Genomic DNA, 16,687 nt, shown 5'->3' with positions numbered 1-16,687 from the left:
CTCGACAGCGGGAACGCACGGCCATTTCTCGCGGCGTGATTGTAACCGCGCCGAAACCCTCCTAAGAATCAGGATGATGGGACCATATGAGAACGGTTCCACTAGCGATTTGAGGAGCCCTGCATGCCGTTTACCGGTCTCGATTTCATCATCCCGATACTCGCCATCCTCGTGCTTCTGGTGCTGTTTACCGGCATCAAGACGGTGGCGCAGGGCTACAATTACACGGTCGAGCGCTTCGGCCGCTACACCAAGACGCTGACGCCCGGCCTCAATCTGATCATCCCCTTCATCGACCGCATCGGCGCCAAGATGAACATGATGGAACAGGTGCTCCCGGTGCCCACGCAGGAGGTCATCACCCGCGACAACGCCATCGTCGCCGTCGATGGCGTCGCCTTCTTCCAGGTGCTTAACGCGCCGCAGGCCGCCTATCAGGTCTCAGACCTGCAGAACGCCATCCTCAACCTGACCATGACCAATATCCGCTCCGTCATGGGCTCGATGGACCTGGACGAACTGCTTTCGAACCGTGACGCAATCAATGAACGCCTGCTGCGCATCGTCGACGAAGCCGCCCATCCATGGGGCATCAAGATGACGCGGGTGGAGATCAAGGACATCAACCCGCCGGCCAATCTGGTGGAATCGATGGCGCGCCAGATGATGGCCGAGCGCAACAAGCGCGCCCAGATCCTTGAGGCCGAAGGCCTCAAGCAGGCGCAGGTGCTGGAAGCAGAGGGCCGGCGCGAGGCTGCCTTCCGCGATGCCGAGGCGCGCGAGCGCGCCGCCGAAGCCGAGGCGCGGGCAACGCAGGTGGTGTCTGAGGCAATCGCCAAGGGCGACGTGCAGGCGATCAACTATTTCGTAGCCCAGAAATATACCGACGCGCTTGCCAAGATCGGCTCGTCCAGCAACAACAAGGTAGTGCTGATGCCGCTGGAGGCCTCCTCGCTGATCGGCTCGCTCGGTGGCATCGGCGCCATCGCCCAGGAGGTATTCAAAGGCGATGGTCAGGCCGGCTCGCCAAGGCAGGGTTCGCGCCCGCCGAGCATCCGCACGCCAGACCAGAACTAGGGCAAGGCGATGCTGGAGCGCATCTTCCTCGAACTCGGCCCATGGAACTGGATGGTGCTGGGCTTTGCGCTGCTGGCGCTGGAAATATTGGTTCCCGGCGTCTTCCTGCTATGGATCGGCATCGCCGCCCTCATCACCAGCGCCATATCGCTCATGCTCTGGGACGCCAGCGCGTGGGTGTGGCAGGTGCAGGTTCTGGTATTCCTGCTCCTGTCGTTGGTGTCGGCCTATCTCGGCAACCGGCTGATGGGCGGCAGGAACGGCCAGAGCGACCAGCCGCTGCTCAACCGCCGCAGCGAGCAGCTGATCGGCCGCACGGCAACTCTGACCGAGCCGATCCGCGAAGGGCGCGGCCGGATCCAGCTTGGCGACACGCTTTGGCTTGTCTCCGGACCTGACCTGCCGACCGGCACGCGGGTGCGCGTCGCCTCTGTGCAAGGCTCGGAACTGGTGGTGGAGCCGGTATGAGGTTCTTGTTAGAGCGTCGGACCGAAAACCGGTTTCCACTTTTCTGTCCGATGCTCTGAATTACGCCACCCCGATTCGCAGCAGGTCGTGGAAGTGCACGACGCCAACCGGGCGCTCATCCTCCACCACGACCAGCGCGCTGATATTGTGCTGGTTGAGGATGGCGATGGCCGCACTTGCCATCATCTGCGGCTTTACCGTCTTGGGCGCCCGCGTCATGATATCTTCGACCACCATCTCGCCGAGACTGCGGTCGAGATTACGCGCCAGGTCGCCATCGGTGACGATACCTGCCAGCTTTCCCTCGCCGTCGACCACACATACGCAGCCGAAGCGCTTGCGCGACAGCACGGTCACCGCATCGCGCATGCCGGTGCCCAACGACACGACCGGCATCGCCTCGCCCGAATGCATGATATCGCCGATATGAGTGAGATTGGCGCCGAGCTGGCCGCCGGGATGGAAGGTGCGGAAATGGTCGGCGGTGAAGCCCCGCGCCTCCAGAAGCGCGATCGCCAGCGCATCGCCCATCACCAGTTGCAGCAGCGTCGAGGTGGTGGGGGCAAGGCCGTGCGGGCAGGCTTCCGGCGACCTCGGCAGGCAAAGCACGATCGTCGCCTCGCGCGCCAGCGCCGATGTCTCGCCCGCCGTGATCGCAATCAGCGGGATGGAGAAGCGGCTGGCATAGGCAACAATGCCCTTCAGCTCGGTCGTCTCGCCCGACCAGGACATAGCGATGATGGCGTCGTCACGGGCGATCATGCCCAGATCGCCATGATTGGCTTCCGACGGGTGGACGAAAAAGGCCGGCGTGCCGGTGGAAGCCAGCGTTGCCGCGATCTTTGAGCCTATATGGCCGCTCTTGCCCACCCCGGTGACGATGACGCGGCCGGAGATGGTCGATAACAGCGAGACCGCTTGCGCAAATGGCTCGGACAGCCCGTTGTCCAGCGCATCTTGCAACGCCTGGATGCCCATCTGCCCGGTGGCCACCGTTCGCATCGCCGAGGCAATCGCTGCCTGCGGATCGGCTTTTTTCTTGATTGGTCGCGAATGCATGGTCGATGCGATTAGCGCGTTGCAGCCCGGCTGTCCAATATTATCGCGACCCAATAGCGTTGGCGGCTGCCTTGCCTCAACCCTCTGTTAACCATCCGGATTTACGGTTCCGTAAGTTTGACGCCGCCCGCGTCTTCAATGCAGTCAGGTGACGATGTCTCGGGTCCGCCGCCAACAGAAACGACGCCCGCCGCGGGCGCTGCGGGCCTTGCTCTGTTCGGCAGGACTGGCAACCGCGCTATGCGCGTTCCAGGCGCATGCACAGGAAAGCGCGCTTCGCGGCACGTTCGGCAACGGTACTACGCTGCGCAACACGCCGCGCGGCCAGCAGGCTTTGACAAATACGACCAATCAGCCCGGAGCGGAGCAGGCGCAGCTGCAATATGAGCCGATGAGCAGCGGCGCGGTTCCCGACACGCAAGGCGAGGCCGGATCGGCGAATCTTTTCGGCACGGTGGCGTCAGGCGGCGATCCGTTCGCGGAGACGCCGCTGCCCGCGCAACGCTCGACCCGCGCAAGCCGGCAGCGCGCGCAGCAGGCCCCTGTCAGCGCGGAACGGGCACTGCCGGAGGAAGCCGTCGACGAGGCGACCACCGGAACGGTGCGTGTGCCGACCATCGACTCCACACTCGAACTACCGGCCAATGAGCGCGCCGAGCGCATCGGCGCGATCGAGGGATTGCGACGCGCAACTGACGACAACCCGTTTGCTGCCACAGGCATGCGGCTCGGCTCCTTCGTGCTACGGCCATCCCTGGAGCAAGGCATAACCGCCACCAGCAACGCCAGTTTGAGCACCAGCGGCTCCTCGGCCGTGCTTTCCGAAACAACGCTGCGGCTGAATGCGGTTTCGGACTGGAGCCGCCATGCCGCAACCATCGACGCCTATGGCATCCTGCGCCGTTCGCTTTCGGGCGAAGAGATCGATGAAACCGAAGCCGGCATCAATGCCCGGCTCGATCTCGACCTTGCCGAGGAAATGCGCGGCCATGGCGAATTCGGCTATTTACGGCGCCCCGAATCGGCCTCCTCGCCGGTCGTCATCGAAGGAACCGCCTCGCAGCCGATCCGCCAAACCTTTGGCGGCGGCCTTGGCCTTGAGCGGGACGTCGGCAAGCTTCGCTTCGGCGTAACCGGCCGGGTCGAACGCGATGTGTTCGGCGATGCGGAACTGTCGAGCGGCGGGGTGCTGTCGCAAAAGGAGCGCGATTCCATCCTGGCGACCCTGACCCTGCGCGGCGGCTATGAGATTTCGCCGGCGCTGACGCCATTCGTGGAAACCGAAATCGGCCGCCGCTATTACGACGAGGAGATCGACAGCAGCGGCTTTGCCCGCTCCTCCGACCGGCTCGGCGCCCGCGCCGGTATCGAACTCGATCTCGGCGAAAAACTGTCGGGCGAATTCGCCGCCGGCTGGCTGCGCGAGACTTTCGACGACGAACGCCTCAAGCCTATCTCCGGCCCGAGTATCGATGCCGCCTTGGCCTGGTCACCCGAGCGTGGAACACTGGTCAACCTGGCGGCAAACACCATCATCGAGGGCACGACCACGGCAGGCGAAAGTGGTTCGATCCTGCATTCCGGCCGTCTTTCGCTCGACCGGCAAATCCGCGCCGATCTGACCGCGAACGCCGCGCTCGGCCTCGGCTATCGCGATTATTCGGGATCGGATGGCTATGACGTGATCTTCAATGCCGAGGCGGGCGCCACCTGGTGGATTAACCGCTATGCCGGCCTGAGCGGGCGGCTGCGGCACGAAAGCCAGAAAAGCAACCTTTCGGACCGCGACTACGACGCCAACAGCGTTTTCCTGGGGCTCAGGCTCCAGCGATAGAGCATCGGGCCGAAATCGGCATCCGGTTTTCGAATGAACCCGATGCTCCCGTCAAATCAGCGCGGCGTCTTGCGCCGCTCGATCGGCTTCAACTCCTCCAGCATCTTTTCCAGCATACCGGCGACATTCTCATGCAGTTCCGGCCGCCACAGCGCAAAGGCCACATTGGCCTCGATGAAGCCTTCCGGCGTGCCGCAATCGAAGGTCCGGCCCTGATAGTGGTAGCCATGGAAAGCTTGGATCTTTCCAAGCTTCAGCATGGCGTCGGTAAGCTGGATTTCATTGCCGGCCCCCCGTTCCTGCCCTTCGAGAATGTCGAAAATCTCCGGCTGCAATATGTAGCGGCCATTGATGTAGAGATTGGAGGGCGCGGTGCCGGGCTTCGGCTTTTCCACCATGGCAGTGATCTCGAAACCGGAATGGGCATCCTTGCCGCGGCCGATAATCCCGTATTTATGGGCCTCTGCCGGGTCGCATTCCTGCACCGCAACGACATTGCCGCCCGTCTTTTCATGAAGTTCGACCATGGCTTTCAGGCAGCTTTTGTCGGTCTGCATGATCATGTCGGGCAACAAGAGCGCGAAAGGCTCGTCGCCGACGAGATCGCGCGCGCACCACACCGCATGGCCGAGCCCCAGCGGCACCTGCTGTCGGGTGAAGCTGGTCTGGCCCGGTGAAGGCTGGAGGCGCTGCAACCGGGCTAGCTGGTCATCCTTGCCGCGTTGCGCCAACGTATCGTAAAGCTCGAACTGGATGTCGAAATGATCTTCGATGACGCCCTTGTTACGGCCGGTGACGAAGATGAAATGCTCGATGCCGGCTTCGCGAGCCTCGTCGACCACATATTGGATGACCGGCTTGTCGACCACGGTCAGCATTTCCTTGGGGATCGACTTCGTCGCAGGGAGAAACCGCGTGCCCAGACCGGCCACTGGAAACACCGCCTTGCGAACTTTTTTCATTTTGCCGCCACCCTGATGTCGTTACTTCTTCAAGCGAACCGGACCATTTTCACGCCAAGATTGAAGAATATTGAATCGCAACCGGATTTCCCGATGAGCAATCGACGTGCAGGCAGCTTTTTGCGCCGGATTCTTCCTATGGTAAACTGATTGATAACCCGGTTAGGCGATGAATCGTGTCTTCCGCAAATCTATCAGGAGGAAAGCATGCCCGCTCGCAAGTCCGCAACGTTTTTTGCCGGCACCCTGGCCGCGGCTGGCCTGTCGCTGTCTGTCATGCTGACAGCCGCTCCAGCGATGGCCGATGCGGGCTTCAAGAACTGGGTGGCACAATTCCGGTCAACAGCGGCGCAAAGCGGCATTTCCGGCACGACCTTCGATCGCGCTTTCCGCAATGTTCGCGACATTGACCCCGAGGTTCTGGAAAAGGCGCGCTACCAGCCTGAATTCACCGCCCCGGTATGGGACTATTTCGACAACCGCGTGCATGAGCAATCAGTCGCCACCGGCCGCGCCATGGCGCGCAAATGGAAGCCCTGGCTCGACCGCATCGAGGCCAGATACGGCGTGGATCGTCATATTCTGCTGGCAATCTGGTCAATGGAATCCAATTACGGCGAGATCCTGAAGAACGACAAGGTCATGCGCAATGTCGTGCGCTCGCTGGCGACGCTCGCCTATGCCGACCAGCGGCGCGCCAAATTCGCCCGCACCCAGCTGATTGCGGCGCTGAAGATCCTGCAGCGCGGCGACATCGACGAAAGCCACCTGACCGGCTCCTGGGCCGGCGCCATGGGCCACACGCAGTTCATTCCCACCAGCTATCAGGCCTATGCCGTGGACATTGACGGGAATGGACGGCGCGACATCTGGAACTCAATCCCCGATGCGCTCGCCACCGCCGCCAATCTCCTTCACAAGAATGGCTGGCAGACCGGCAAGACCTGGGGCTACGAAGTGACGCTGCCGCAAGGGCGCAAATTCCCGGGCGGCTCGATGTCGCTGGGCAAATGGGAGCAGATCGGCGTTACCCGCGCACGCGGCAAACCGTTCAGCCATCCTTCCGACAAGGCCGAGTTGAAGGCGCTCGACGGGCGCAGCGGGCCTGCATTCCTGATGACCCGCAACTTCTTCGTCATCAAGCGCTACAACAATGCCGATAAATACGCGCTGGCAGTCGGCCTGCTCGCCGATGAGATCGCCGGCTACGGCGGGCTGGTGCAGGACTGGAACCGGCCTTTCACCAAGCTGAGCTTCGAAGAAAAGCAGGAGTTGCAGCAGCGGCTTTCGGCCTATGGCTATTATGACGGCAAGCTCGATGGCAAGATCGGCGAAGGATCGAGAGCCGCGATCCGGGCGTTCCAGGCCAAAGCCGGCTTGACGCAGGACGGCCATCCAAGCATGGAAGTGCTTTCCACCCTCAGGAACAGATAGTCCGGAGTGCACATTGTCAGGAAAACAGCGACGGAACCTGCTGGTTCGGATACCGGCGCTGCTCCTGGTAACGGCGCTCCTGGTTACCGGTTTTTCCATCGCGGCGCCGTCGCCTGCCTCCGCCCAGGAACTGATTGGCCGAGCCTGGTCATTGCGTGACCTGTTTGCGCCGCGCCGGGAACGACGGATCGAGCCGCAAGTGGACGTGCCTGCACGGCCGAAAGCGCGCACCAAGACCCGCAGGGCGACAACGCGCCCCAGCGAGCCGCGTCAGCCGGTCGTGGTGGAGACACCGGAGGTCGAGAAGCTTGCCGATGCGCGGACCGTGCTTGTCGTCGGCGATTTTCTCAGCGGCGGCTTGGCCGAGGGGCTGGAGAATGTCTATGCGGAAAATCCGCGTGTCCGGATCGCCGACCGTTCAAATGGTTCGTCCGGTTTCGTCCGCGACGACTTCTTCGACTGGCCCAAGGAGATCGGCCCGTTGATCGAGGCCGAGAAGCCGGCGGCCATCGTGGTCATGCTGGGGTCGAACGACCGCCAGCAGATGCGCGTGGGCAAAACCCGTGAAGCCCCGCGCTCGGAGAACTGGATCAAGGAATATGAGCGCCGCACCGAGGCTTTCGCCAAGGTCGTTTCGACGCATAAGGTGCCTTTCATCTGGGTCGGGGTTCCGGCATTCAAATCATCGAAGATGACGTCGGACATGCTCGCTTTCAACGACATCTATCGCAACGCCAGCGAAAAGGTCGGTGCTGAATTCGTGGACATCTGGGATGGTTTCGTCGACGAGAACGGCGCCTTCGTCATCAGCGGCCCGGACATAAACGGCCAGCCCGTTCGCCTGCGCTCGAATGACGGCATCAACCTCACCAAGGCCGGCAAGCGCAAACTCGCCTTCTATGCCGAAAAACCGCTGAACAAGATACTTGGCGAGGCCGCGACGGCGGGTGCAGCCGCGTCCGCGCCTGCCCTGCCGGTCCTTGCGCCGGATGCGCCAGCAACCCCGGTCGATCGCACCGTGCCGATTTCGCTGAGCGACCCGGAACTGGACGGCGGCACCGAATTGCTCGGCGCTCCGGGAGCCGCACCGGCCGGCTTGCCGGACAAGAAGCATGCTGTGAGCAAGACTACGCCCGAGGCCCTGCCGGGACGCGCCGATGATTTTACCTGGCCGCGCCGGATACCTCCGGTCGCGGCCGCACCCACCGAAACCACCACCGTAATCAGGCGCTGATTGCCGTCGTAGCGCCCGCGAGTCTTATCGCGGCAATACGGTTGCGCCCATCAGCGCCTCGTCAATGGCGCGTGCCGCCTGGCGGCCTTCGCGGATCGCCCAGACCACGAGCGACTGGCCGCGGCGCACATCACCGGCAGCATAGAGCCGATCGATGCTGGTCCGGTAGTCGCGCTCATTCGCCTGCACATTGGTCGAGCGCCGGTTATCCAGCGCAACCGTCAACTGCCCTTCCAGTTCCTTGACGACACCGCCGGCAATCGGGCCGGCAAAGCCGATGGCGATGAAGGCCAGGTCGGCGCGGATGACGAATTCGGTGCCGGCGATCGGCTTGCGCTTTTCATCGACCTCGCAGCATTTGACGCCGGTCAGTTGCCCCTCCTCGCCGATGAATTCCAGCGTCGCCACCTGGAACTCGCGCTCCGCCCCTTCGGCCTGGCTGGAAGAGGTGCGCATCTTGGTCGCCCAATAGGGCCACACCGAAAGCTTGTCTTCCTTTTCGGGCGGCTGCGGGCGGATGTCGAGCTGCGTCACCCTGACCGCGCCCTGCCGGAAGGCGGTGCCGACGCAGTCGGAAGCCGTGTCGCCGCCGCCGACCACCACCACATGCTGGCCATTGGCAATGATCGGTTCGGACGGCCACGCCACGGAGGCAATATCCTCGCCCGCCAAGCGCTTGTTCTGCTGCACCAGATAGGGCATGGCGTCGTGGACACCCTGCAGATCGTCACCCGGAATATTGGCCGGGCGGGGCGCTTCGGAGCCACCGCAATAGAGCACGGCATCATGCGCGGCGAGCAGTTCGGCCACTTTCTTGTCGACGCCGACATTGACATTGCAGTGGAACGTCACCCCCTCGCCCTGCATCTGCTCGACGCGGCGGTCGATATATTGCTTGTCCATCTTGAAGTCGGGAATGCCGAAGCGCATCAGCCCACCGGGCCGGCTTTCGCGTTCATAGACATGGACGTCATGGCCGACGCGGCCAAGCTGCTGGGCGGCCGCCATGCCGGCCGGGCCCGAGCCGATGATGGCGACACGCTTGCCGGTCTTCTGTTCAGCCGGATAGGGGCGGACGAAACCAAGCTCATAAGCCTTGTCGGCCAGCGCCTGCTCAATGGTCTTGATGGCGACTGGAATGTCCTCAAGGTTCAGCGTGCAGGCTTCCTCACAAGGCGCGGGGCAGACGCGGCCCGTCCATTCCGGGAAATTATTGGTCGAATGCAGGTTGCGGATCGCGTTTTCCCAGTCGCCATTATAGACGAGGTCGTTCCAGTCGGGGATCTGGTTGTGGACCGGGCAACCCGTTGGGCCATGACAATAAGGCACGCCGCAATCCATACAGCGCGCCGCCTGCTTTTCCACTTCATTGTCCGACATCGGCAGCGTGAATTCACGGAAATGCCGGATGCGGTCGGATGCCGGCTGGTACTTGTGCACCTGCCTGTCGATTTCAAGAAAGCCTGTAACCTTGCCCATCAATGGTCTCTCGGTCTTGCGCTCGCCCCTTTACGCACAATCGGCGCCGGGGTCGTTCCTGCGGGTCGGATCGGACGCCGAGGCGCTTGGCCTCCGGCACTTTGTTCGAGCATCGGAGTGGTCCGAAAACCGGCACCCACTTTTCGTCCGATGCTCTGGAAGCCATGCTCGGCTTCTCAAAGTCAGCGCGGCCGCGCCCCCGGTTTCAGCCCCGGTGGCACGCCCCGCAGGAATGACCGCTCGCGCGTCATCACTCCGCCGCCATGCCCATGCGCATGCGCTCCATCTCCTGCAGCGCCCGCCGGTATTCGACCGGCATTACCTTACGGAATTTCGGCCGATAAGTCGCCCACTCATCCAGGATCTGCCTGCCGCGCTTGGAGCTTGTATAGTGCACATGATTGGAGATCAGCTGGTAAAGCCGCTCCTCGTCATGGCTGGTCATGTCGCCCGATACATCGACACGGCCCTTATGATCGATATCGCCGCCATGATGCAGCAGCTTCTCCATCAAATCGTCCTCTTCCGGCACCGGCTCGAGCTCGACCATGGCCATGTTGCAGCGGTTCGAGAAATCGCCCACCTCGTCAAGCACATAGGCCACACCGCCCGACATGCCGGCAGCGAAGTTGCGGCCGGTCCTGCCGATGACGACGACGACACCGCCTGTCATATATTCGCAGCCGTGATCGCCGACGCCTTCGACGACCGCGATCGCGCCAGAATTGCGCACGGCAAAGCGCTCGCCGGCGACGCCGCGGAAATAGCACTCGCCCTCGATCGCGCCATAGAGCACGGTGTTGCCGACAATAATGGAGTCTTCGGCCACGACCTTCGAGCCTTCGGGCGGGCGGATGACGATGCGACCGCCCGACAAGCCCTTGCCGACATAGTCGTTACCGTCGCCGATCAGGTCGAACGACACGCCGCGCGCCAGGAAGGCGCCGAAGGACTGGCCAGCCGTGCCCTTGAGCGTGACTGAGATAGTGTCCTCGCGCAGCCCCTTGTGCCGGAAGCGCTTGGCGACCTCGCCCGACAGCATGGCGCCGACCGAACGATCGACATTGCGGATATCGACCTCGATATTAACCGGCTGCCGGTTATCCAGCGCCGGTGCTGCAAGCTCCATCAGCTTGCGGTCGAGCACGTCGTCGATCGGATGCTTCTGGCGCTCGGTCCAGTGGATCGCCTCGCGCGGCGCATCCGGCTTGTAGAACATGCGGCTGAAATCCAGTCCCCTCGCCTTCCAGTGGTCGATCAGCTCGCGCTTTTCCAGAAGGTCGGTGTCGCCGATGATCTGGTCGATATGGGTGAAGCCCATTTCGGCCAGCAGCTCGCGCACCTCTTCGGCCACGTAGAAGAAATAGTTGATGACATGCTCCGGCGTGCCCTTGAAGCGCTTGCGCAGCACCGGGTCTTGCGTCGCCACCCCGACGGGGCAGGTGTTGAGATGACACTTGCGCATCATCACGCAGCCGGCCGCAATCAGCGGCGCGGTGGAGAAGCCGAATTCATCCGCGCCGAGCAGCGCGCCGATGACCACGTCGCGGCCGGTGCGCAAGCCGCCATCGACCTGCAGCGCGACACGGGAGCGCAACCCGTTCAGCACCAGCGTCTGGTGCGTTTCGGCAAGCCCCATCTCCCACGGGCTGCCGGCATGCTTGAGCGAGGTCAGCGGCGAAGCGCCGGTGCCGCCGTCATAGCCGGAAATGGTGATGTGATCGGCGCGCGCCTTGGCCACACCCGCCGCCACCGTGCCCACGCCGACCTCCGACACCAGCTTGACCGAAACATCGGCGGCAGGATTGACGTTCTTCAGGTCGTAGATGAGCTGCGCCAGATCCTCGATGGAATAGATGTCGTGATGCGGCGGCGGCGAGATCAGGCCGACGCCCTGCGTGGAGTGGCGCGTCTTGGCAATGGTGGCATCGACCTTGTGGCCGGGCAGCTGCCCGCCCTCGCCGGGCTTTGCGCCCTGCGCCACCTTGATCTGCATGACGTCGGAATTGACCAGATATTCGGCCGTGACGCCAAAGCGGCCCGAGGCCACCTGTTTGATCGCCGAGCGTTCCGGGTTCCTGGCCCCATCGGGGAGCGGCAGATAGCGATCCGGCTCCTCGCCACCCTCGCCGGTGTTGGACTTGCCGCCGATCGCGTTCATGGCTCGCGCCAGCGTGGTGTGCGCCTCCCTCGAAATCGAGCCGAAGGACATCGCGCCGGTCGAGAACCGCTTGACCAGTTCGGCCGCCGGCATCACCTGGTCAAGCGGCACGGGCTTGCGGCCGGTTTCCTTCGCAGTCCTGATCCGGAACAGGCCGCGTATGCTCTGGGCCTGCGCCGTCTCGCTGTCGATCTGCGCGGAGAAGGCCTTGAAGGTCTCCCACGAGCCCTGGCGCACGGCGTGCTGCAGCGTGGCTACCGAATCCGGCGTCCAGGCATGGGCCTCGCCACGCATGCGGAACAGATATTCGCCGCCAACCTCCAGCATGTTGCGCAGCACCGGGTCGTTACCGAAGGCGGAGGCATGCCGGTTCACCGTCTCGGCGGCCAGCTGCTCCAGCCCCACGCCCTCTATGAGGGTGGCCGTGCCGGTGAAATACTTCTCCACGAAGTCCGACTTCAGCCCGATCGCGTCGAATATCTGCGCGCCGCAATAGGACTGATAGGTCGAGATGCCCATCTTGGACATGACCTTGAGGATGCCCTTGCCGATCGACTTGATGTATCGCGACACCAGTTCCTGCGCGTCCACTTCGGGCGGAAACTCGCCGCGCCGGTGCATGTCGGTCAGTGTGTCGAAGGCGAGATAGGGATTGATCGCCTCCGCGCCATATCCGGCCAGGCAGCAGAAATGGTGGATTTCGCGCGGCTCGCCCGATTCCACCACCAAGCCGACCGAGGTCCGCAATCCCTTGCGGATCAGGTGATGGTGGACCGCCGCCGTCGCCAGCAGCGTCGGGATATCGATGCGGTCCGGCCCGATCTGCCGGTCGGAGAGGATGATGATGTTGTAGCCACCGGCGACCGCTGCCTCGGCACGCTCACACAGCCGCTCGATTGCTGCCGGCATGCCGGCAGCACCCTCATTGGCGGCATAGGTGATGTCGATCGTCTTGGTGTCGAAGCGCTCTTCGGTGTGGCCGATCGAGCGGATCTTTTCGAGATCCGCATTGGTCAGGATCGGCTGGCGCACCTCCAGCCGCTTGCGCCGTGAGGAGCCGACAAGGTCGAAGATGTTCGGTCGCGGCCCGATGAAGGAGACAAGGCTCATCACCAGTTCCTCGCGGATCGGGTCGATCGGCGGATTGGTGACCTGCGCGAAGTTCTGCTTGAAATAATGGTAGAGCAGCTTGGGCTTGTCCGACATCGCCGCAATAGGCGTATCGGTGCCCATGGAGCCGACCGCCTCCTGGCCGGTGGTCGCCATCGGCGCCATCAGCAGCTTCAAATCTTCCTGTGTGTAGCCGAAGGCCTGCTGCCGATCGAGAAGCGAGACATCCTTGCGCAATGCGCGCGGCTCCACCGGGTTCAGGTCCTCCAGAATGAGCTGGGTGTTGGCAAGCCAGGTCTTGTAGGGATGCCTCGAGGCGATCTCCGACTTGATCTCCTCGTCCGAGACGATCCGGCCCTTTTCGAGGTCGATCAACAGCATGCGGCCGGGCTGCAACCGCCACTTCCGCACGATCTTTTCTTCCGCCACCGGCAGGACGCCGGCTTCGGACGCCATGATGACACGGTCATCATCGGTCACCAGATAGCGCGCGGGCCTGAGCCCGTTGCGGTCGAGCGTCGCGCCGATCTGGCGTCCATCGGTGAAGACCACCGCCGCCGGGCCGTCCCACGGCTCCATCAGGGCCGCGTGATATTCGTAGAACGCCTTGCGGGCGTCATCCATCAGCTTGTTGCCGGCCCAGGCCTCGGGGATCAGCATCATCATGGCATGCGGCAGCGAATAGCCGCCCTGCCAGAGGAATTCGAGCGCATTATCGAAGCAGGCCGTATCCGATTGCCCCTCATAGGAGATCGGCCACAGCTTGGAGATGTCATTGCCGAACAGCTCAGAATCGACCGACGCCTGCCGCGCCGCCATCCAGTTGACATTGCCGCGCAGCGTGTTGATCTCGCCGTTGTGGGCGACCATGCGATAGGGGTGCGCCAGCTTCCAGGACGGGAAGGTGTTGGTCGAAAAACGCTGATGGACCAGGATCAGCGCAGTTTCGAAGCGCGGATCGGACAGGTCCTTGTAATATTCGCCGACCTGGTAGGCCAGGAACATGCCCTTATAGACGATGGTGCGCGCCGACATCGACACACAATAGGCGCCGGTGTCGCGATTGCCGTTCTCCTGATAGATCCGGCCGGAAATGACCTTCCGCAGGATGTAAAGCCGCCGCTCATAGTCCTCGTCATCGGCGATCTCGGCCGGCCGGCCGAAGAACACCTGGCGATGGAAGGGCTCGGCCGCAGCGATGTCGGGAGCCTTGGACAGCGAGGAATTGTCGACCGGGACGTCGCGGAAGCCGAGAAGCGGAATGCCTTCCGATTGGGCCGATTCGGCGATCACCTCCTCGATATGTGCCCTCTGCCCGGCATCCTGCGGCATGAACCAATGGCCGACCGCATATTGGCCGGGTTGCGGCAGTTCGATGCCCTGCCCCGCCATCTCCTCGCGAAAGAAGCGGTCGGGGATCTGCACCAGCACGCCAGCGCCGTCGCCCATCAGCGGGTCGGCGCCCACCGCGCCACGATGGGTGAGGTTGTTCAGCATGAACAGACCATCGGCCACGACCTGGTGCGACTTGCGTCCCTTCATGTCGGCGATGAAGCCAACGCCGCAAGCGTCATGCTCGTTGCGCGGGTCGTAGAGACCTTGCGCCTCCGGACCGGTGGTGGAACGGCCACGGACGGATTTGACGGCCCCGGCGCCTTTCTGCATGCGCGCAGAAAGTTGCGTCATTTCAGAGGGCGTCCTATCCGTCATCGTCCCTTCCTTCCGTTTTCCAACCGGTGCAGGCGGGTGGTCGTTCGTTGTCAGCCTTGCAGCAAACCCGTCCAGTCGTCGGCACGTCTAAGCTCTGTTTCCGCACAAGGCATGCAGCCCCGGCTATATGCCGCCTCCCGGCGTCGAGCGGGCAAAATGCCTCGCAGCCTTTCGCGACGCGGGCAACGGCTACGGCAGGACCAAAGGCGATCATACGCCAAATCCGCCATGCATTGCGCAGATAAAATAAGACAGCACTGCTGTCCTAATTTTCTTATCGCAGAATTTTTTTGGCTGCACAAGACCGTTTCGCAAAAAAACGACGTGAAACTCGTAACAAACTTTCTCAGTCACGATCAGCTGAGCAACTTTCTATCCCGCTGATTTGGCGCAGCAAAATCCACCTGTCATGCGGAAATCCCACCTGTGGGCCTTGATGTGGCCGGGCAAAGCCGGTCTATGTCAGTGGGTTCGACATAGACCAATGGGACGCTCACATGTTTTTCGCTTCCGACAACTGGGCCGGCGCGCATCCGAAAGTCGCCGCCGCTCTCTCGGCCAATGCGACAGGTTTCGATGCCGCCTATGGCAATGGCGGGATCGACCAGGTCGTTGCCCAGCGTTTCAACGACGTGTTCGAGCGTGAAGTCTCCGTCTTCTTCGTCGCCACCGGCACCGCCGCCAATGCGCTGTCATTGGCCTCGGTCAACCGGACCGGCGGGATCGCCTTTTGCCACCGCGAAGCCCACATGATCGAGGATGAATGCGGCGCGCCGGAATATCTTACCGGCGGCGCAAGGCTCTACCCGGTTGACGGGCCGCAAGGCAAAATGACGGCCGAAAATCTGGAGGCAGCGCTTTCCCGCTATGAGCCTGAGTTCGTGCATTCGGGCCAGCCCATGGCGGTGTCGCTGACACAGGCTACGGAGGTGGGCACCGTCTACAGCCTAGACGAAATCGACGCACTCGCCGCCATCGCCAGGAAGCGCGGCCTGCCCGTCCATATGGACGGCGCACGTTTTGCCAATGCACTGGTGACGCTGGACGCAACACCCGCCGAAATGACTTGGAAGCGCGGCATCGACATCGTCTCCTTCGGCGGCACCAAGAATGGCTGCTGGTGCGCAGAAGCCGTGATCCTGTTCGACACTTCGAAGGCGCGCGAATTCGGCTTCCTGCGCAAGCGCGCGGCGCAACTGTTTTCGAAATCGCGCTTCATCGCCGCACAATTCGACGCCTATCTGGCCGATGGCCACTGGCTGGAGACGGCCCGCCATTCCAACGCCATGGCGATACGGCTGGCCAAGGCGATCGACGCCTCCGGCAATGCCCGCCTCGGCTGGCGGCCTCAGGCCAACGAACTTTTTCCGATCATCAAAAATGAAATGGTGGAACGGCTGACCAGGGAAGGCGCTGTCTTTTACCCATGGAACCCGCCGCATGGTTTTGCCGGCCCGATCGGTCCGGACGAAACCATGTGCCGGCTGGTCACCAGCTTTGCGACCACGCAGGAAGAGGTGGACCGTTTCGGCGATTTGATCGCCTGAGACCCCAATAAAAAGCGGCGCCCGGAGGCGCCGCTTTCGCTCGGGAGGAGCGATTGTTACTTGGTGTCGGCCTTGGCTTCGATCTGCTTGGCCGACTTGTCCGAAGCGGCTGAAATCGCGATCTTGCGGGGTTTCAGCTCTTCGGGAATGGAGCGCTTCAGATCGATATGCAGCAGGCCGTTCTTGAGCTTGGCCCCGGTCACATCGACATGGTCGGCAAGTTGGAAACGTCGCTCGAAGGCACGCGCGGCAATACCGCGATAAAGCACTTCGGAGCCGTCGCCATTGGCCTCGTCCTTGCGCTCGCCCTTGATGCTGAGCACGTTGCGGTGCGCTTCAATGGCGATTTCATCTTCCGAGAAGCCGGCAACCGCCATGCTGATGCGATAGGCATCCTCGCCCGTCCGCTCGATATTGTAGGGCGGATAGGTCTGGCCGCCCTCAGGCTGGGCCAGCGAGTCGAGCATGGTGAAAAGCCGGTCGAAACCGACGGTCGAGCGATAGAGCGGGGAAAAATCAACGTGACGCATGGTTGTGTTCTCCTGTTGAGCAACATGGTTTGCGTGTGACCAGCTTCGAAACCCATCATGGCATTCCGGTGCGGTCAGCGGC

The 16,687-nt window shown here is 62.7% G+C and carries 11 protein-coding genes; 6 read left to right on the top strand and 5 right to left on the bottom strand.

Going from position 1 to position 16,687, the window contains the following annotated elements; genetic code table 11:
- The first annotated feature begins 123 nt into the window (after nucleotides 1-123).
- Nucleotides 124-1,077: an SPFH domain-containing protein gene (locus EET67_RS15420; protein ID WP_128627083.1), complete on the top strand. Its 954-nt coding sequence runs from the start codon at nucleotides 124-126 to the stop codon at nucleotides 1,075-1,077.
- A 9-nt stretch (nucleotides 1,078-1,086) separates the two neighbouring features.
- Nucleotides 1,087-1,545, top strand: coding sequence for an NfeD family protein (locus tag EET67_RS15415; RefSeq protein WP_128627082.1), 459 nt, complete (start codon nucleotides 1,087-1,089; stop codon nucleotides 1,543-1,545).
- A gap of 60 nt (nucleotides 1,546-1,605) precedes the next feature.
- Here the strand turns inward: EET67_RS15415 and EET67_RS15410 are convergent, their stop codons facing one another.
- Nucleotides 1,606-2,604, bottom strand: a complete 999-nt coding sequence (locus EET67_RS15410; RefSeq protein ID WP_128627081.1) for a KpsF/GutQ family sugar-phosphate isomerase — start codon at nucleotides 2,602-2,604, stop codon at nucleotides 1,606-1,608.
- Between the two features lie 208 nt (nucleotides 2,605-2,812).
- Between EET67_RS15410 and EET67_RS15405 the strand changes: the two genes are divergently transcribed.
- Nucleotides 2,813-4,438: an outer membrane beta-barrel protein gene (locus tag EET67_RS15405; RefSeq protein ID WP_342634669.1), complete on the top strand. Its 1,626-nt coding sequence runs from the start codon at nucleotides 2,813-2,815 to the stop codon at nucleotides 4,436-4,438.
- 56 nt (nucleotides 4,439-4,494) lie between these two features.
- Here the strand turns inward: EET67_RS15405 and galU are convergent, their stop codons facing one another.
- A complete protein-coding gene (gene galU / locus EET67_RS15400) occupies nucleotides 4,495-5,400 on the bottom strand; it encodes a UTP--glucose-1-phosphate uridylyltransferase GalU (RefSeq protein ID WP_128627079.1) in 906 nt (301 codons plus the stop codon).
- A gap of 207 nt (nucleotides 5,401-5,607) precedes the next feature.
- On the opposite strand from galU, the gene EET67_RS15395 reads away from it, so the two are divergent.
- Complete coding sequence (locus EET67_RS15395) at nucleotides 5,608-6,834, top strand: lytic murein transglycosylase (protein ID WP_128627078.1); 1,227 nt, start codon at nucleotides 5,608-5,610, stop codon at nucleotides 6,832-6,834.
- A gap of 13 nt (nucleotides 6,835-6,847) precedes the next feature.
- Nucleotides 6,848-8,068 carry an SGNH/GDSL hydrolase family protein gene (locus EET67_RS15390; RefSeq protein WP_245450940.1) on the top strand — a complete coding sequence of 407 codons (1,221 nt, stop codon included), beginning with the start codon at nucleotides 6,848-6,850 and terminating at the stop codon, nucleotides 8,066-8,068.
- Between the two features lie 24 nt (nucleotides 8,069-8,092).
- On the opposite strand, the gene EET67_RS15385 is transcribed toward EET67_RS15390, so the two are convergent.
- Nucleotides 8,093-9,547, bottom strand: a complete 1,455-nt coding sequence (locus tag EET67_RS15385) for a glutamate synthase subunit beta (protein WP_128627077.1) — start codon at nucleotides 9,545-9,547, stop codon at nucleotides 8,093-8,095.
- A 250-nt stretch (nucleotides 9,548-9,797) separates the two neighbouring features.
- Nucleotides 9,798-14,483, bottom strand: coding sequence for a glutamate synthase large subunit (gene gltB / locus EET67_RS15380; RefSeq protein ID WP_425359530.1), 4,686 nt, complete (start codon nucleotides 14,481-14,483; stop codon nucleotides 9,798-9,800).
- Between the two features lie 542 nt (nucleotides 14,484-15,025).
- Between gltB and EET67_RS15375 the strand changes: the two genes are divergently transcribed.
- Nucleotides 15,026-16,075: a threonine aldolase family protein gene (locus tag EET67_RS15375; RefSeq protein ID WP_128627075.1), complete on the top strand. Its 1,050-nt coding sequence runs from the start codon at nucleotides 15,026-15,028 to the stop codon at nucleotides 16,073-16,075.
- Nucleotides 16,076-16,131: 56 nt separating this feature from the next.
- Here the strand turns inward: EET67_RS15375 and EET67_RS15370 are convergent, their stop codons facing one another.
- Nucleotides 16,132-16,605 (bottom strand): Hsp20 family protein, encoded by a 474-nt coding sequence (locus tag EET67_RS15370; RefSeq protein ID WP_128627074.1) that lies wholly within the window; start codon nucleotides 16,603-16,605, stop codon nucleotides 16,132-16,134.
- Between the last annotated feature and the right edge of the window lie 82 nt (nucleotides 16,606-16,687).

Source organism: Borborobacter arsenicus (genome assembly GCF_003934165.1).
GTDB classification, from domain to species: domain Bacteria; phylum Pseudomonadota; class Alphaproteobacteria; order Rhizobiales; family Rhizobiaceae; genus Pseudaminobacter; species Pseudaminobacter arsenicus.
This window is presented reverse-complemented; position numbering and strand designations above follow the sequence as displayed.